This is a genomic window from Aurantiacibacter odishensis, assembly GCF_003605195.1.
Taxonomy (GTDB): Bacteria; Pseudomonadota; Alphaproteobacteria; order Sphingomonadales; family Sphingomonadaceae; genus Alteraurantiacibacter; species Alteraurantiacibacter odishensis.
In genome coordinates this window covers 98,942-115,053 of sequence record NZ_QYOS01000024.1, presented here as the reverse complement: position 1 = coordinate 115,053, position 16,112 = coordinate 98,942, and the positions used below count along the sequence as shown (strand labels likewise).

Here is a 16,112-nt window from a genome sequence, read left to right as displayed (position 1 = left end):
ATCGGATGCCTCGTCGCCTACTGGCAGATGCAGCGCGTCCGCAAGCGTCGCCGCAAGGAAGCCTACTGGCCCTGAGGAGGGCTAGCCCGTCACCCTATCCACGAAACCTGCCACCATGCGCTCCACCTCCGTCTGGCTGCTGCCGAACGAGAGGGCCGGTGTCAGGTGGTTGTGGCCGGTGAGGTAATGCATCTCGGGCAGGCGGCCCTTGGTTGCTGACCATTGCGCGACCAATTGCGCAGCCTGCTTCTGGAAATCGTCGGGATCGAATTCCGCCACGCTGAACTGCATCGGCACGCCCGATGCCAGCAGCCCCGCCAGCGCGGAAGCCGGTCCCCAGCCCTTCTCGTCGTCGCCGTAATAGGCCTTGTTGAAATCGTTCTGCGCACTGGTGCGCGTATCGTAGATGCCGCTGAGGAACACGGCCCCGGCAATGCCCTTCGCGTGGTCGCGCGCGTGGGCGAGGTAGTTCGCCACGTGGCTGGCGCCTGCGCTCTGGCCCATCAGCACGATCTTCGCCGGGTCGCCGCCGTGTTCAGCCACGTTCAACCGCAGCCATTCGGCCAGCAGACGCATGTCCTCCACGGCGCTGGGGAAACGGTGGGCAGGCGCAAGGCGATAGGTCGCCGTCACGCCCACCCAGCCCATGCGGGCGGCGAAATCGCCGATGTTGGAATAGAACGGGGAGCCTTCGGAATGCTTGTCCCCCATCACGAAGCCGCCGCCGTGCAGGAACACCAGCACCGGCGCGCCGGAAGGAGAGCCTTGGGTGAACAGGTCCAGCCGATGCCGCTCGTCGGGGCCATAGGCGAGATCGCGCGTTACCTGCGTTTCTGCGGCAAGCCCCTTGTTCAACGCCTTCATCATGGCCTGCGTGCCGCCCAGCAGTTCGGGCGAAAGCTCCGTTCCCAGCGCTTTCAGTTCGGTTCGCATGTCAGGCGTCATCTTGGCTCTCCATCAGCAGGACAGGCTTGATCGCGACGCCGCTTTTCGCGTCGGCGAAGGCGCGCTCGATATCGGCAAAGGGATAGAATTTCAGCATTCGGTCGAACGGCAGCAGGCCCTGCCGCCAGTACTCAGCCAGTTGCGGCAGGAAAGTGCGCGGGTTGGCGTCGCCGCCAAGGATGCCGCGAAGCTGCCGTCCGCCCGCCAGCATCGCGAACATCTGCGGCGACCACGGCCCGTCCTTGTCCGGCAGCGGCGCGGCCACGAACCCGGCCATGCCATTCATCGCCAGCACTTCCAGCGCAAGGGTGTGTACCGCGCCCGCATTGGTGGTGTTGAAAGTGTAGTCCACCCCTCGCCCGGTCACCTGGCGAATGGCATCGGCAAGCCCGTCCTGGTCGCCGCGGAAGGTATCGGTCGCGCCGAATTCGCGCGCCATTTCCAGCCGCTCGTCAGACAGGTCCACCGCCACGATGCGTTTCGCGCCCACCAGCTTGGCCGCCATCACGGCGGACAGGCCCACGCCGCCGGTGCCGAAGACAGCGATGGTATCGCCGAAGCCGACTTTCAGCGCCTCGATCACGCCGCCAGCGCCCGTCACCACACCGCAGCCCAGCGGCCCGAGTTTTTCCAGCGGCAGGTCCTTCGCCATCTTCACCGCCGTGCGCTGGGGCACGATGGAATGGGTGGCGAAGCTGGACTGGCCGAAAAAGTGCGAATGCACCGTCTCGTCGCCCGCACAAAGCGCGGTGGAGCCATCCAGCCGCTTGCCGCCGAAGCACAGCGGCATGGCCAGGTCACAGTATGTCGGAAGACCGGCGAGGCAGCTTGGGCACTGGCCGCAGGAATTGCCCGAAAGGATCACGTGGTCGCCCACGGCAAAGTCCGTCACACCCTCGCCCAGTTCCTCCACCACGCCCGCGCCTTCGTGTCCCAGCACGATCGGCTGGGGCGAGTGCCTGCCGGGATGTTCGTGCAGGTCCGTATGGCAGATGCCGGTGGCGACAAGGCGAATGCGCATTTCGCCCGCGCGCGGGGCCTCCTGTTCCAGTTCGACCAATTGCGGCGCTTCGCCGCCCCGTCCGGAGAGGGCTGCGGTGATCTTCACGCGTCTTCTCCCAGATGGTGATCATTGCGGATATCCGCGACTTCGCCGGTCTGCGTCAGCAGGCTCTTGCGCCTGAGGAACCGGCGCAGGCTCTCCGGCCCGATGCGTGGGCTCCCGTGGCCGGACCAGCCGAAGCTGTCCGTGCCGAAGGTGCGCATCTTGGCAAAGGTGAGGAACGTGTCCTGCAGGAAGATCCCGCCCGCGTTCAGCCGCCGCCCGATAGCCTCGGCTTCCTCTGCGGTCCCCGCGATCACGCTGGCGGTGAGGCCGAACTGCGTATCGTTGGCGAGGCGCACGGCCTCCTCCGTATCGGAGAATGCCATGACCGGGATCGTAGGGCCGAACGTCTCGTCTTGCATGATCGCCATGTCGTGCGTCACGCCCGTCAGCACCGTGGGACGCAGGTAGCGGCCACCGCCGATATTCTCGACCTCGCCGCCACATTCCACCTTCGCGCCCTTGGCGACGGCATCAGCGATGTGGCCCGCCACGATATCCGCCTGCGGCCCGTGGGTGAACGGCCCGATATGCCCGGCGCGCGGGTTCCCGGCGTTGAGGCGCACTTCTCCCGCTTTCTCCAGCAGCCTGACGACGAAGGCATCGTGGATTGCCTCGTGCACGTAGACCCGCTCCACCGAGTAGCAGACCTGGCCGGTCGCATAGACGGCACCGCGCAGCACGGCGGTGGTCGCGCGCTCGATATCGGCGCTCTGGGTGACGATGCACGGATCCTTGCCGCCCAGTTCGAGGTGGCAAGGGATCAGCCGCTCCGCGCAGGCCACGGCCACCTTGCGCCCCGTGGGGACGGAGCCTGTGAAGCAGATCGTGTCCGCCTGCTCGATCACCGTCTGTCCGACCTCGCCCGGCCCGGCGACGTAATCGAAGACGGCGGCAAGTTCGGGCACTTCGCGTACGGTTTCGAAAAGCGTTTCGATCACGCGCGGCGTGACTTCGGAGGGTTTGAGCAGGACGGCGGAGCCCGCGAACAGCGCGGGCACTGCATCCAGCAACGCCAGCATCAGCGGCGCATTCCACGGGCTGATGACGCCCACCAGCGGATAGGCCACGACCTGCGATTGCACACGCACGCTGGGCATGGAGGGGCTCATCGCGTCGAAGTCCAGCGCGGCGAAGGCCTTGGGCGCGTCCTCCAGCCAGCCGCCGATATTGCCCATGGTAATGAAACCCTGAAGGTAGCTGGTGTGGCAGCCGCCGGTGTCGTGGGCGTCGGCCTCCCCGATATCGGCAGCCCGCGCCTTCACCGCCTGCAACCAGCGCGCCATCACGCCGCACCGCCCGCCAACACCCATCGCTTCCCAGGCGGGCTGGGCCTTGCGCAGCGCGGCGGCCTTTGCCGCCACGTCGTCCCGGCTGGCCGGTGTTATGGCATGGTCCGACACCCCGGTGCGCGGGTTGATGACTTCCATTTTGCCCATCACGCTCTCCCCTGTTCGATGGCCAGCCTAGGCGGCTTTCAACTATTTACCACTTCAGAAACCATAGCGTAGGCCAATCCAGAATGTCTGCGGCGCACCGAGATCGAGGTCGCCCCCGCTGTTGCGGGTGACGACCGTTTCATCGAGCAGGTTCTCCGCCCGCACGACGGAGGATAGCGCGCCGAACAGCGGCACCTGCGCGAACAGGTCCACGGTGGTGGCGGCGGGCAGCGGTTCTGTTTCCTGATCGCTCTCGAACTGCTTGCCGACGTGTCGCAGCGTTGCCGCCAGCAAGGCGCCCTCTGCTGGCTCCCAGCTGGCCGTCGCGCTGGCGGCGAAAGTGGGCGTCTGCGGCGGCAGGTTGCCGTCCAGCACGGAGGCGGGGCCGGTGCCCTCGATCTCCGGCGAAAGGAAGGTCAGCGTGCCGTCGAAGCCGAATTGCCCGGCATCGACGGAGGCGGCCAGCTCCAGCCCCTGCGCGTCGATCGCGTCGAGATTGCGGCGCTGGCGCAGGTTCTGTGCCAGCGTCACGTTGGCGATGGCGTTCTTCACCTTGTTATCGAAGAATGTGGCGGAGAGGCGCATCCAGTCGGCGGCGGCCAGGTCCATGCCGAATTCCCAGCCTTCCAGCCGCTCCGGCTCCAGCTCGGCGTTGGCCTGCGTCACCACGGGGAACACCACGAAGGGGCGGTAAAGTTCATTGATGGTGGGCAGGCGGAACCCGCTGTAGGCCGCCGCGCGCAGAGTGAGCTTGCGGCTCATCTGCAGGCGGGCACCGGCGCGCCAGGTCACTTCCCAGTCGGACCGGTCGGCAAAGGTATCATCGGTCACCACGGTGCCATCGGGCTCCACCGCGCGGTAGAAACCGTCGTTGATCGAATAGCGATCCGCGCGCAGGCCACCCGTCAGCGTGATCGGGCCGTAGTTCCAGTCGTAATCGGCGAAGAGGCCGAGATCGTCGTTGTTACCCCCGGCAAAGCGGTTCTCGGTCAGGTTGCCGCTGAAGGCGGAGTAGGCGTCCTCGAACAGGTCGCCCTCGCTGCGGCGATAGTCCACGCCAAGGCGCAGCGTGTGGTTCTCGCCCAAGGGCGGGCGCACCTCGATCTTGCCGCCAAGACCGCTGGCGGGCGTATCCTTCTGGTCCAGCACGCGCACAAAGCGGGTGGAAGAGATGATGACATTGGAGAAATTGCGCCACTGGGCATAGGCCAGCGCATCCACCTGCCACGGCCCGCGAGAAACGACACGCAGCGACACGTCCTCGCCCCGGATACGACTGTCCGCGCCTTCGAAGCGCAGGGTGCGATTATCCTCGAACGCGAGGCCGCGAAGCTGCACTTCCAGGTTGTCGCCAAGCTGTTGCACCACGCGGCCGCTGGCGGACCAGCTGTCGTAGGCGGCGCGCGCAGTGGCGGGCACGCGGTCAGCCTCCGGCGTGGTGTAGAAGCCCTTGCCCCGGTCCCAACGGCCGCTGGCAACGGCATAACCGCCATCCCATGACGGGGCGATGGTGGCGGAGGTCTGCGTGCCGCCGCGATCGTTTACCAGCGCCTGCCCGCTGACGAGGCCCAGCGTCTGCGGATCGGCGCTGGTCAGTTCGATGGCGCCGGCCAGCGCGCCCGCGCCGAACGGCCCGGTGCCACCACCGCGCGTTACGCGGATCGAGGAAAGCCGCTCGGGCGCGATGGCGTTGAACGGCACGTAGCCGAAGAACGGATCGACCATCGGCACCCCGTCCAGCAGTACCAGCGCCCGGCTGGAAGCATTGCCGCCCAGCGCGCGCAAGGTGGCGCCCTGCGCCGTGGGGTTGGAACTGCGACTGTCGGAACGGCGGAACTGCTGGAAACCGGCAACGGAATTCAGCGTGTCCTCCAGCGTGCCCGATGCTGTGGTGACGATCTGCTCGCGGTCCAGCTCGATCACCGAATAGGCAGGGACGGAAGGCGTATCTTCCAGTCCTTCGCCCAGCACGATGATGGGATCGCCCACGGGCTCATCCTGCGCCATGGCGGGAACGGCGGAAAGGGTAGCTGCGGCGCTGGCGAGAAGCAGGTATTTCATGGATGACTCACGGTTGAAATTGATTTTGTCCGGCTGTCTAGCGGCGAATGCTTGCCGCGTCACCCCGCCTTTGGCACTAAAGAGCCGGGAGAGGAATCAGGGCTGATGGCAAAACTCGGGAAACTCGCGCTCGGCTGCGCTCTGGCGGCGCTGGCGATAACGCAGGTGGCGGCGAAGACGGGGTCAGATTTCGCACCCGTTACCGATGCGGAAATCCAGCAACCCGATCCGGCAGACTGGCTCAGCTGGCGGCGCACGCTGGATAGCTGGGGCTATTCCCCGCTGGACCAGATCGACATCACCAACGTGCAGAACCTGCGCCTCGTCTGGGCCATGCCGCTCAACTCCGGCCACCAGGAAGGCACGCCGCTGGTGCGCGACGGGATCATGTATTTCCCCGGACCGGCAGACACCATCCACGCCATCGACGCGAAAAGCGGCCAGCTGATCTGGCGTCATGCGCGCGACCTGCCAGAGGATATCGGCAACTACCTGCCAGTCTACGATACCACCCGTAATCTGGCGATCTTTGGACACCTGATCATCGGCAATTCCGCGGACAACTATCTTTACGCGCTCGATGCTCGCACGGGCGAACTCGCGTGGGAGACGCAGATCCTCGACTATCGACAAGGCGCAAAGCAATCGAGCGGGCCGATCATTGCCAATGGCCTCGCCATCACCGGACGATCATGCGAGCCGGAGGGCGGGCCGGCGGCCTGCGTGATCGTCGCGCATAACGCCGAAACGGGCGAAGAGGTGTGGCGCACGCCGATCATCGCGCAAGGGTCCGATCCCAACGATGCCACATGGGGCGGCGTGCCGCTGGCGGACCGGCAGCAGGTGGGCGCGTGGATGATCCCCAGCTTCGATCCTGAACTCGGCCTCATCTTCATGGGCACATCGGTCAGCGCGCCGACGCCCAAGATCAGGCTGGCGGGCAATGACGAGACCTATCTCTACCATAATTCCACTCTGGCGCTGGACGTGGAGACGGGCGAGATCGTCTGGCACTACCAGCACCTGGTGGACCAGTGGGACATGGACCACACCTTCCCGCGCATGCTGATAGACCAGCAGGTCGCGCCCGATCCGGCAGACGTGGAATGGATGGCCCCCGATATCGAGCCGGGCCGCACCTATCGCACGCTGTCGGGCGTGCCTGGCAAGACCGGCGTGATCTACACGCTGGACCGGGAGACGGGGAAGTTTCTCTGGGCGCGTCCCACGCTGCAGCAGAACCTCGTCGGCCACATCGACGGCGCGACCGGGCGGGTGACGGTGAACCCAGAGACCATCCCTAGCCGCTACGGCGAGAACATCACTATCTGCCCCGCCCCCACCGGCGGCGCGAACTATTACGCCCCCGCCTACAGCCCGCTGACGCAGACGATGTATTTCCCCCTCACCAACACCTGCGCGGAAATGTCCGCGCTGGACCCGGCGGAAGGCGACACGGGCATCTACGGCATCGCCACGCGCGCCTACGCCAACCCGGAGGCGGGCGGCATGATCGGCGCGATCCACGCGGTGAACGCGGTGACGGGCAGGAGTGAGTGGACCTACCAGCAGCGCGCGGGCACACAGTCGCTGCTCACCACCGGCGGCGGTCTGCTGTTTGCAGGCGATGCGGAAGGCTTCGTGCTGGCGATGGATCAACGCAGCGGCGAAGTGCTGTGGTCGATGAACGTCGGCTCCTCGGTCACGGGCTATCCGGCGACCTTCGCGGTGGACGGGCAGCAGTATGTCGCGTTCTCGACAGGCTTCTGGCTGAGCGACAACTTCACGCCCGAACTCCTGCACGGTCGGCAGAACACGCTGTTCGTCTTCGCCCTGCCCGACGCGGGCATCGGCCATCGCGGGCCGGAGCGGGAACAGGTGAACCCGGCGGGCGCAATGGGATCGGCCGACGCGCCTCCACCGGGCGGCAATATCGGCGGCTTCAGCCGCGCGGCCTCCAGCGGGGTGTTCTCCGCAGCGCAGGCCGAAGCGGGACTCGCCGTCTACCAGCGCGCCTGTGCCGCCTGCCACGGGCCGGACCTGCAAGGCGCGGGCGGCGTCGCCCCCATTCGCGGGGCCGCCTTCATGAGCCGCTGGCGCGGTCGCAGCGTGGCGGAACTGTTCGCCTACACCCGCGAGGCCATGCCGATGGGCGCGCCGGGTTCTTTGAGCGATCCCGACTATCTGGCGGTAACGGTCTACATGCTGGAGCAGAACGGCTTCCCGGCGGGCGACACCGCGCTCGATCCGGACGAGGCGATATTGGCGGCTATCGGGATTGATTGATCAGGAACGAGGAGAACCGAGATGAAATGTCAGTGGCAATCTTGTCGTAATCCCTTCTCCTGGCTGCCTGCAACGCAGCCGACGCGAGACGCCAGGAGTCCGCTCTCGCGGCAGACGTCGATCTAGCCAGTATCGAACGTCAACGGCTGACCGCATTCGTCGAGGGCGATTGGGAAACCGCCTACGCGCGTCACGCCGAAGACTTCGAACTGGTGAACCCGCGTGGCGAGACATGGACGAAATCGCAGTACCTCGACCCGCAGCGCAACGGCGACTTCCGCTATCTCGTGTTCGAGCCTGTGGGAGAATTCCGTGTGCAGGTCGTGGGCGATGCAGGGGCCGTCCGCTACGAATCCGACTTGTCGGTGCGAGTGGGCGACAACGTGCTACCCACCCCCCGCACCGTCACACCGACTATTACGAGCTGCGTGACGGGCGCTGGCAGGTGGTGTTTTCGCAGGCTACCGAAGTGGTTCAGCCCGGCGGCTAGACCTTCACGCTCGCATCCGTCAGGATCGTCTTCGTCTCGACATAGCCCCAGATCCCCTCGTCGCCGCCCTCGCGGCCGATGCCGGATTGCTTGAAGCCGCCGAAGGGCGCGGTCCATTCCATACGCATGCCGTTCTGGCCGACGACGCCCGTGCGCACGCGGCGCGCGATATCGTAGGCGGCCTGCGCGTCGCCCGTAAAGACGGAGCCATTGAGGCCGTAGTCGCTCTCGTTGGCGATGCGGATGGCGTCCTCCTCGTCCTCCGCCGGGATCAGGCACAGGACGGGGCCGAAGATCTCCTCCTGCGCGATCTTGCTCTTGTTATCGACGTTCGCGAACAGCGTCGGCTCTATGTAATAGCCCTTGTTCATGTGGCTGGGGCGATGGCCGCCTGTCACGAGGTCCGCGCCGCTCGCCTTGCCCGCCTCGATATACATCTCGATGCGTTCGAGCTGGCGGTGCATGGCAACGGGGCCAAGCTGTGTGTTCTCGTCCTCCGGATGGCCAATCTTCACACCTTTCATCACGCCCGCGATGGCCTCCGCCAGTTCGTCGTGGCGGGCGCGTGGCACGATGGCGCGACTCAACATGGCGCACACCTGTCCGCTCATCACCGTGATGGTATTGCCGAGGATGTTCGCCGCCGCATCGATGGGAAAATCGTCGCGGATAATCGCCGCGCTCTTGCCACCCAGTTCGAACGTCGCGCGCACCATGTTGCCGCCCGCAACGCTGGCAATGTGCTTGCCCGCCGCAGTGGAGCCGGTGAAAGTGATCTTGTCGATGTGCGTCGAGTGGATCAGGTGGTCCGCCGCGTCGCGATCTGAGGGGACGAGGCTGACCGTGCCTGCCGGCATACCCACGGCCTCCGCCGCCTCGGCGATGATATAGGCTTCCAGCGGGGTTTCGGGAGACGGCTTCATCACCACGGTGCAGCCCGCGATCAGGGCGTAGAACGCCTTGTTGGCCATGATCGCGAACGGCCCGTTCCACGGCGCGATGGCGACGACAACGCCCACGGGCTCGCGCACCACGGTGACGGTGTCTACCGCCATGCCGGGGCGCTGCTCTGTCCATGCGAAGCGTTCGCCGAGGCTGGCAATACCGCGCAGCCCAGCCACGCCGCCTGCGTGCATCGGGCCAGCCGCGCTGGCAAGCCCGCCGACCTGCGCCGTCCACGCCGCCGCCAGTTCGGGCACGCGGGTTTCGAGGTAGTCGACCATCTCCATCAGCTTGGCCTGCCGCTCCTGCGGAGAAAGGCGCGGCCACGGGCCGTTGTCGAAGGCATGACGCGCGGCGGCGACGGCTGCGTCCATGTCGCGGTTTCCGGCATGGGCGACACGCGCGACCACGTCCTCGCTGGCGGGGTTCACCACCTCGATGGAATTGTTCGACTGCGGCTTCACCCATTCGCCGCCGATGAACAGCTTGTCCGGATGTGCGATGTTGACGTTCTCTGGGGTCATGGTCGGTCTCAATAATTCGACAGGATGGTGAGCGATTGCGTGTCAAGCGGCAGGCCCTCTGCCTGCAACTGCAATTCGCGTTCGCGCAGCGGACCCTGCACGCTGATCAGCCAGGCGTGGATCGCTTTTACCTCGTCCTCGCTCAGCAGGTCTTCGAAATGCGGCATCCCGCGACTGACGAACAGCCCGCCGCGCACGATCTGCTGGAAACCGGCGTGCACGCCGCGGTTCATGCGCCTGAGGTCCGGCAGCGGGGCGCGCGGCTGGTTGGAATGGCACATGGTGCAGTTCTCGGTGAAGAGGGCGGCACCCGCCGCAATCATTTGCGGCGTGGCATCTGCATATTGCGCAGGTGGCTCCGGCGCGGGTTGCAGCGGTGGCAGGTCCTCCGGAATCGCCACCTCTCCGCCGTCCAGCCGGAAGACTAGGATGCGATTGGCATTGCCCTTCTGGTAGGCCGCCGCATAGCGCGGCACAAAGCCCCAACCGCCGCCGCCCCAGCCGGTCTGCACGGCAACATACTGCACGCCGTCCACCATGTAGGTCATCGGCGCGGCCATGATGGTAGAGCCTGTCTCGATGCTCCAGAGCGCTTCACCCGTATCGGCGTCGCGCGCATAAAGCGTGCCGCCCACGTCGCCGTGGAAGATGAGGCCGCTCTGCGTGGAAAGCACGCCGTGCCGGTCCTGCCAGCCAAGGCTTTCCACCGCCCACTTGGTCTCGCCCGTCAGCGGATCGATGGCGCGAAGCTGGCTTTCGAAAGGCTTGTCCAGCACCCATTTCCACGCCGCTTCCGCCATCACGGCAGCGCGCAAGGGTGGCGGCAGGGTTTCGGCGGCGGCCTGCAAATCACTGGTAAAAATGATCGCCGCGCCCGCGTTCAGCGCCTTTTCCTTGTATTCCACATCGTCCGCAGGGCCTGTCAGGAACAGCAGGTTCCCCATGTCCAGCACGTGGGCGAAATAGGTGCCGCGGGTGGGATCGAAGGCGGCGGGATACCAGTTGCGCGCACCCGGAGAGCCGGGATAGACGATCTTCGGCCCATTCGAATAATCCGATTCCGCCAGCGTGACGTTGTGCTTCTGCGTCTCGGTATCGAAACCGTCGGACCAGTTCATGCGCACCAGCGGATTGACAGCGTGGGCGTGGCCGTTCTCGCGGTCAACCACGTAGAAATTGCCGTTCTTGGGCGTGTGCAGGATGACCGGGCGCTGCTCGCCCTCCACGTCCAGCGAGGCGAGGATCATCGGCTGCGTGGCCGTCAGGTCCCAGTTGTCCTGCGGGGTTTCCTGGAAATACCAGTTCATTCGCCCTGTCTCGCGGTCCAGCGCCACCAGCGAATTGAGATAGAGATTGTCGCCGCCGCCGGGCGAACGGATTGCCTGCGGATAGGGCCCGCCGTTGCCGGTGCCCACGATCACCTGATCGAACTGCGGATCGTAGACGATGGCATCCCACGCCGTTCCGCCGCCGCCGATATCCCATCGGGTTTCCTCGCTCCAGGTGGCCAGCGCGGCGTCGAGTTCTGGGTTTTCCTGCGGTCCGGTTTCGGGATCGCGCGGCACGGTGTAGAAGCGCCAGGCCAGCGACCCATCGGCGATATTGTATGCAGAAACATAGCCGCGCGCGTCGTATTCGCTGCCGCCGTTGCCGATCACCACGATGTCGCCTGCCACTTCGGGCGCGCCGGTGGAAGTGTAGCCTCGCGTATGATCGACGATGGTGTCGACGTTCCACACAGGCTCACCAGTCGCCATTTCGAGCGCCCACAGCTTGCCGTCCAGTGCGCCGACCATTACCTTTCCATCGGCCACGGCCACGCCGCGGTTGGCCTGATCGCAGCAGGCAAAGCGGTTCACCTGCATGTCGAGATCCGGGGTGAAGGTCCACAGCTCCTCGCCGGTGACCGCGTTCAGCGCATAGACCCGGCCAAGGTTTCCGGAGGTGTACATCACCCCGTCGATCACGACGGGAGTCGCTTCCTGCACGCGGGCGGTGCCCATGTCGTATTCCCACGCAAGGCCCATGCGCGCCACGTTCCCGGAGTTGATGGACTCGAGCCGCGAGAAGTGGCTTTCGCCCCAGTCGCCGCCGGGATTGTCCCAATCCACGCCTGCGCCGAGCGGCGCATCCTGCGTAGCGAGCGGGGTGCCGGTCCGGGGCCCGTCCACGGCAGAGGCGGTGCAGGCGGAAAGGCCGATGACGGCGACGAATGCGAGAAGGCGGCTCATGCGGGCCAGGCTCCCTGGTGCTGTTCGAAGACGGAGCGCAAGGAGCGCGGCGGCTTGCCGGTGATGCGCTCAACATCATCGGATTCGATATTCATGTATCCCTCACGGATGGACTGGCCGAAGGTCACCATGCCCTCGCTCGCCCACGGGATAGGTCCGTTGGGGTCGACCTCGGCGGACTTGCGCGGCACGCCCAGCGAATCGAAATAGGCGAACATCCCCTCGTCATCGACCTGCTGCACCTCGATGGGCTTGCCGGCCATTTGTGCCACCAGCGCCATGGCATCAGGCAGGGTCCACAGATCCGGCCCGGTAACGTCGTAGGCTTTGTTCTCATGCTCTTCCTGCGTCAGCACGGCGACGGCGATGGCGACGCAATCGTCCCGGCTGACCACCGGCACGCGGCCCTCGCCCGCGTTCTCCGGCTTGTGGCCGGAAGCCAGCGCGGGGATCGCCATCGCGGTGGCCACGGCCTCGGCATAGAGGCTGTTGCGCAGGAACGTATAAGCGATGCCCGATTGCTCCAGCTTTTCCTCGGTCGCGATATGGTCGAACCCCTCGACCGAAGGATTGCCGGGTTTGCGCGCGCCAAGCAGCGAGGTGTAGACCACATGCTTCACGCCCGCCGCCTTTGCCGCGTCAATGGCATTGCCGTGCTGGCGGGCGCGCTCTCCCACCATGGTGGTGGAGATTAGCAGCAGTTTGTCCCCGCCTGCCATCGCCTCTTCCAGCCCCTCGGGACTGTCGAAATCGGCCGCGCGCACATCGGCGCCGCGCTCGGCAAGGTCCGCCAGCCTGTCGGTGCTGCGCGACAGCGCGATGACGTCCTCACCCATGTCCAGAAGCTGCGAAGCGGCGGCATGGCCGAACTGGCCGGACGCCCCGGAAACGATGATTCTTGCCACTCAACTCTCCCATGGCAGCCGCTTTTCGTACGCGCGCTGCTTGCGCTCATCATAACGAATGTTACGATTGGCGCAATATGAGGGAGAAGACATGACGACTGTTTCGATCGAAGACCGGCTGGGTCTGCAAGACCTGATCGCCGCCTACAGCTGGGCACTCGACACCGGCGATGCGGAGGCTCTGGTGGAATGCTTCACGCCCGACTGCGAGATGCGCGAGGAAGTGTTCGAGGACCCGGACATCTGGCGCGGGCACGATGGCATTCGCGGCCTGATGAACCACTATGCCAGTGCCCCCGGCTTCCCCGGCAGGCAGCATCACGTAACGCAGGTGCAGTATTTCCCGCAAGGCGACGGCACCGTGAAAATGCGCGGCTTCGCTTTCGTCACGGAATGCCACGACGAGCCGCCCTACGAACTGCGCTTCTGCGGCTATTACGACGATCACGCGGTGAAAGGCGAAGACGGGAAGTGGCGTTTCAGGGAGCGCGTGGTACGGCTATGGGACGGCAAGGTGCTGGAACGCTTCCCCGGCCATGGCGACTGGAAACCGCGCAAGCGCCCCGACAGCCTTATCATCCGCAAGTAGCCCTCAGGCGCGGCGCACCAGCAACCAGGCAAGCGCGGTGGCCGCGACATCGACCCGGCCCGCGGTGGGCACGGGTGCTGACGGATTGGCGACGAAAGCGGCAAATGCGCCGAGCCAATCTGCACCCGCGCCCACGATCTGGCGGCTGAGCGGGTTCCAATCCGGATTGCAGGTGAAGCCCGAACAGCCCAGGCGGTTGCCGCGCAACTCAAGCGTCGTTTCGTAGCCGCACTCTGCCGCCACTTCGGCAAACAGCAGGGCATCGGCGCTGCGCGTGACCCCGGCCAGCATCGGCGGGCGGCTGGCGAGAATGTCGCGTGCCAGCCTGATCCGGTCGCCTTCTACTGTTCGAGCACCCTTTCCGGCGTCTCGCAGCAAGCTTGCGAACCGCTGCCCGGCAGGGAGCTGCGCGTCGAAGACTCCGACTACGGAAGAGGGCTGCGCCCACGCGGTCTCCCCCAGTGCCGCGATTGCAGGCACCGCCAGCGCACCCGCCATGACATTGCGCCGCGTAACCTTCATGGTGTCACCTCGTGCGGCCCTGCGGCAAGATAATCGGCAATCGCCTGCAAATCCTCGTCGGAAAGTTCGCCGCGCGGCACGGCGGGCATGTTGCCGATGCCATTGCGGGCGGCAACCATGACGTAGGCCGCTGCCAGGTTGTCGCGCTCTTCCAGGATCGGCGTATCTACGCGCCGCGCCAGCAGGCCGGTGCCCATGCCGTTCGCGGTGTGGCACATGGCGCAGTATTCGACATAGAGAGCCTCTCCACCTGTCGCATCCGGGCGCTTCGCCATGGTCACGGGCTGCGGCATCGGCGGTGGCCCGGCCTGCGCGGCGGCGGCTTCCTCGGTCTCGTCGTCGATGCCCGCTGCGCTTTGCGCCAGCGCCACGCCCGCGCCTGAGAGAAGCGCCGCAGCGCCCGCGATCGTTGCCAGCCGCTTCATGCCGCGCCTCCGTCTTGCCATTGGGTGCCCCAGATACCGCTCTTGCCCGGCGCGATGATGCCGTTGGGGTCGAGAGCGTCCTTCACGGCCTCGTTCATCCGCTTCATCGAGCCGCCATTGAAGTCGTACGAATCCGCGACAAGGTCCATGTAATCGAGGTGCGTGCGGTATTCGCCGTAACCCTGCTCCTTCGCGTCCGCCACCAGCGTGCGGAAGAAGGGATCGACCTTGGCCATCATGTCCGGATCGTCCTTGTTGAAGATCATGGCGTTCACGTTGACCATGTGCCGCTCTCCGAAAGCGAAGCTGCCCTGGTAGTCCATGCCGTATTCCTGGTAGCGGGCGTAGGTGCGGCGGAACTGGGCCAGCGCCTTGTCGCCGTCCTGCTCGATGATGGGCGAGAAGCCGATGTGCCCACCGCGCCCGCCGTACCAGTTCACGTTCTGCATCGGGAACGTCATCGGCGTGCCGGTCCAGCCGGTGTATTCCAGCGGTTCGCCCTTGCGCCATGATGTGGGCCGAATGGACATGGGGCCAACATTGCCCATCGCCTCTTCCAGCACCTTGTAAGCCGCCTTGTTCACGTCCTCCCGGCCGTAAAGGCGCAGGCTGACGCCCCACCACCCGATGTTGAACTGTCGGCGGATCGCGTCGATCACGCTGTCGGACAGCGCACCCGGCTCGTCCGTCCACTGGTCGCGCGTTGTCAGCACGGCAGCGGCGCGCATCCAGTTGCCGATACTGGGCGACTGGGTCAGCAGCCGTTCACGGCGCAGCGGGGCGATGGTGTCGACCATCACTTTCAGGTCCTCGGGCCGGTCGAACTCCACGTCCATGCCCATCAGGCTTTCAGGCTCGGGCATCAGCCACATGCCCATCTTCGTCACGATACCGAAGTTGGACTGCACGAACATCTGGTCCCAAGCGGGGCCGAAGCCGTACTTGTAGGTCTGCCACGTCGGCGCGCCGGTGAAAGCGCCCATGCCGGTGCGCACCACTTCGCCGTTGGCCAGCACGACTTCAAGGCCGCAGATGTTCTCGGTATGCTGACCGTAGGGCGTGTAGCCCACGCCGCGATCCAGCGCGTTGCCCATAACGCTGCCCCAGCTGTTTCCGGGGGTGGAGAGCCAGTAGGGCAGGTTATTGCGCTGGATGTAATCGTAGAGATCGTAGAAGCCGACACCCGGCTCCAGCAGGACGGTGCCGTTCTCGGCATCGAACTCAATCTTTTTCATGCGCGACAGGTCCATCACGACGGAGCCTGCCATCACCGGCGCGGTGCCGCCGTAGCCAAGGTTCTTGCCGCGCGCGATGGGGAAGACCGGCAGGCGGTATTCGTTGGCAATCGCCAGCACCGCCTGGATTTCCTCAACCGATTCCGGCGAGACCGCGCCCGCGGGATGATGCAGCGCATCGTCCACCGCGAACTTGTCCTGGTAGCTGCGCCTGTCGAGAGGCTCGAAAAAGACCTTGTCCGAACCCAGCGCGCTTTCCAGCGCCCGGCGCGCCTCGTCCAGCCGCATGGCCGACATTCCCGGTGGCAGCGGTGTATCCGCCATAATTTTCCCGTCCCTCTCCCACGCGCCTGATCGACGCGACTTTAACGTTCGTTACTTTTCAGGTAGCACGGCCCCGAGTCAAGCTATGG

At 65.7% G+C, this 16,112-nt stretch carries 13 protein-coding genes; 3 read left to right on the top strand and 10 right to left on the bottom strand.

The genetic code is table 11. The features are described from left to right. Window positions 1-81: 81 nt before the first annotated feature. The 4 genes from D4Q51_RS09830 to D4Q51_RS09815 are packed head-to-tail and all read right to left on the bottom strand — an operon-like array spanning window position 82 to window position 5,550. A complete protein-coding gene (locus D4Q51_RS09830) occupies window positions 82-945 on the bottom strand; it encodes an alpha/beta hydrolase (protein ID WP_120077596.1) in 864 nt (287 codons plus the stop codon). Then, window positions 935-2,053 (bottom strand): NAD(P)-dependent alcohol dehydrogenase, encoded by a 1,119-nt coding sequence (locus D4Q51_RS09825; RefSeq protein ID WP_120077595.1) that lies wholly within the window; start codon window positions 2,051-2,053, stop codon window positions 935-937. The genes D4Q51_RS09830 and D4Q51_RS09825 overlap by 11 nt, the downstream gene beginning before the upstream one ends. Next, window positions 2,050-3,489, bottom strand: a complete 1,440-nt coding sequence (locus D4Q51_RS09820) for an aldehyde dehydrogenase family protein (protein ID WP_120077594.1) — start codon at window positions 3,487-3,489, stop codon at window positions 2,050-2,052. The genes D4Q51_RS09825 and D4Q51_RS09820 overlap by 4 nt, the downstream gene beginning before the upstream one ends. Before the next feature lie 54 nt (window positions 3,490-3,543). Continuing rightward, window positions 3,544-5,550: a TonB-dependent receptor plug domain-containing protein gene (locus tag D4Q51_RS09815; protein WP_120077593.1), complete on the bottom strand. Its 2,007-nt coding sequence runs from the start codon at window positions 5,548-5,550 to the stop codon at window positions 3,544-3,546. Between the two features lie 105 nt (window positions 5,551-5,655). Between D4Q51_RS09815 and D4Q51_RS09810 the strand changes: the two genes are divergently transcribed. Then, window positions 5,656-7,836: an outer membrane protein assembly factor BamB family protein gene (locus D4Q51_RS09810; RefSeq protein ID WP_120077592.1), complete on the top strand. Its 2,181-nt coding sequence runs from the start codon at window positions 5,656-5,658 to the stop codon at window positions 7,834-7,836. Window positions 7,837-7,895: 59 nt separating this feature from the next. After that, window positions 7,896-8,420, top strand: a complete 525-nt coding sequence (locus tag D4Q51_RS16115; protein WP_120077591.1) for a nuclear transport factor 2 family protein — start codon at window positions 7,896-7,898, stop codon at window positions 8,418-8,420. On the opposite strand, the gene D4Q51_RS09800 is transcribed toward D4Q51_RS16115, so the two are convergent. The 3 genes from D4Q51_RS09800 to D4Q51_RS09790 are packed head-to-tail and all read right to left on the bottom strand — an operon-like array spanning window position 8,323 to window position 12,928. After that, on the bottom strand, window positions 8,323-9,792 hold the full coding sequence (locus tag D4Q51_RS09800; protein ID WP_120077590.1) for an aldehyde dehydrogenase: 1,470 nt from the start codon (window positions 9,790-9,792) through the stop codon (window positions 8,323-8,325). The two genes, D4Q51_RS16115 and D4Q51_RS09800, sit on opposite strands and share 98 nt — an antisense overlap. Before the next feature lie 8 nt (window positions 9,793-9,800). Beyond that, window positions 9,801-12,023, bottom strand: a complete 2,223-nt coding sequence (locus tag D4Q51_RS09795; RefSeq protein ID WP_120077589.1) for a PQQ-dependent dehydrogenase, methanol/ethanol family — start codon at window positions 12,021-12,023, stop codon at window positions 9,801-9,803. Further along, the gene (locus D4Q51_RS09790; protein ID WP_120077588.1) at window positions 12,020-12,928 is read right to left on the bottom strand and encodes an SDR family oxidoreductase; all 909 of its coding nucleotides are present in this window, start codon (window positions 12,926-12,928) and stop codon (window positions 12,020-12,022) included. The genes D4Q51_RS09795 and D4Q51_RS09790 overlap by 4 nt, the downstream gene beginning before the upstream one ends. Before the next feature lie 91 nt (window positions 12,929-13,019). Here D4Q51_RS09790 and D4Q51_RS09785 point away from each other — a divergent pair, with 91 nt between their 5' ends. Further along, window positions 13,020-13,517: a nuclear transport factor 2 family protein gene (locus D4Q51_RS09785; protein ID WP_120077587.1), complete on the top strand. Its 498-nt coding sequence runs from the start codon at window positions 13,020-13,022 to the stop codon at window positions 13,515-13,517. Between the two features lie 3 nt (window positions 13,518-13,520). Here the strand turns inward: D4Q51_RS09785 and D4Q51_RS09780 are convergent, their stop codons facing one another. The 3 genes from D4Q51_RS09780 to D4Q51_RS09770 are packed head-to-tail and all read right to left on the bottom strand — an operon-like array spanning window position 13,521 to window position 16,023. Then, window positions 13,521-14,039 (bottom strand): hypothetical protein, encoded by a 519-nt coding sequence (locus tag D4Q51_RS09780; RefSeq protein WP_120077586.1) that lies wholly within the window; start codon window positions 14,037-14,039, stop codon window positions 13,521-13,523. Next, complete coding sequence (locus D4Q51_RS09775) at window positions 14,036-14,464, bottom strand: c-type cytochrome (protein ID WP_120077585.1); 429 nt, start codon at window positions 14,462-14,464, stop codon at window positions 14,036-14,038. The genes D4Q51_RS09780 and D4Q51_RS09775 overlap by 4 nt, the downstream gene beginning before the upstream one ends. Next, window positions 14,461-16,023 carry an FAD-binding oxidoreductase gene (locus D4Q51_RS09770; protein ID WP_120077584.1) on the bottom strand — a complete coding sequence of 521 codons (1,563 nt, stop codon included), beginning with the start codon at window positions 16,021-16,023 and terminating at the stop codon, window positions 14,461-14,463. Before D4Q51_RS09770 ends, D4Q51_RS09775 begins: the two co-directional genes overlap by 4 nt. Window positions 16,024-16,112: the final 89 nt, after the last annotated feature.

Coding starts and splice junctions, on each gene's coding strand:
- D4Q51_RS09780 (WP_120077586.1), bottom strand. CDS start 14,039: ATGAAGGTTACGCGGCGCAATGTCATGGCGGGTGCGCTGGCGGTGCCT.
- D4Q51_RS09800 (WP_120077590.1), bottom strand. CDS start 9,792: ATGACCCCAGAGAACGTCAACATCGCACATCCGGACAAGCTGTTCATC.
- D4Q51_RS09770 (WP_120077584.1), bottom strand. CDS start 16,023: ATGGCGGATACACCGCTGCCACCGGGAATGTCGGCCATGCGGCTGGAC.
- D4Q51_RS09830 (WP_120077596.1), bottom strand. CDS start 945: ATGACGCCTGACATGCGAACCGAACTGAAAGCGCTGGGAACGGAGCTT.
- D4Q51_RS09815 (WP_120077593.1), bottom strand. CDS start 5,550: ATGAAATACCTGCTTCTCGCCAGCGCCGCAGCTACCCTTTCCGCCGTT.
- D4Q51_RS09785 (WP_120077587.1), top strand. CDS start 13,020: ATGACGACTGTTTCGATCGAAGACCGGCTGGGTCTGCAAGACCTGATC.
- D4Q51_RS09795 (WP_120077589.1), bottom strand. CDS start 12,023: ATGAGCCGCCTTCTCGCATTCGTCGCCGTCATCGGCCTTTCCGCCTGC.
- D4Q51_RS09775 (WP_120077585.1), bottom strand. CDS start 14,464: ATGAAGCGGCTGGCAACGATCGCGGGCGCTGCGGCGCTTCTCTCAGGC.
- D4Q51_RS09820 (WP_120077594.1), bottom strand. CDS start 3,489: ATGGGCAAAATGGAAGTCATCAACCCGCGCACCGGGGTGTCGGACCAT.
- D4Q51_RS09810 (WP_120077592.1), top strand. CDS start 5,656: ATGGCAAAACTCGGGAAACTCGCGCTCGGCTGCGCTCTGGCGGCGCTG.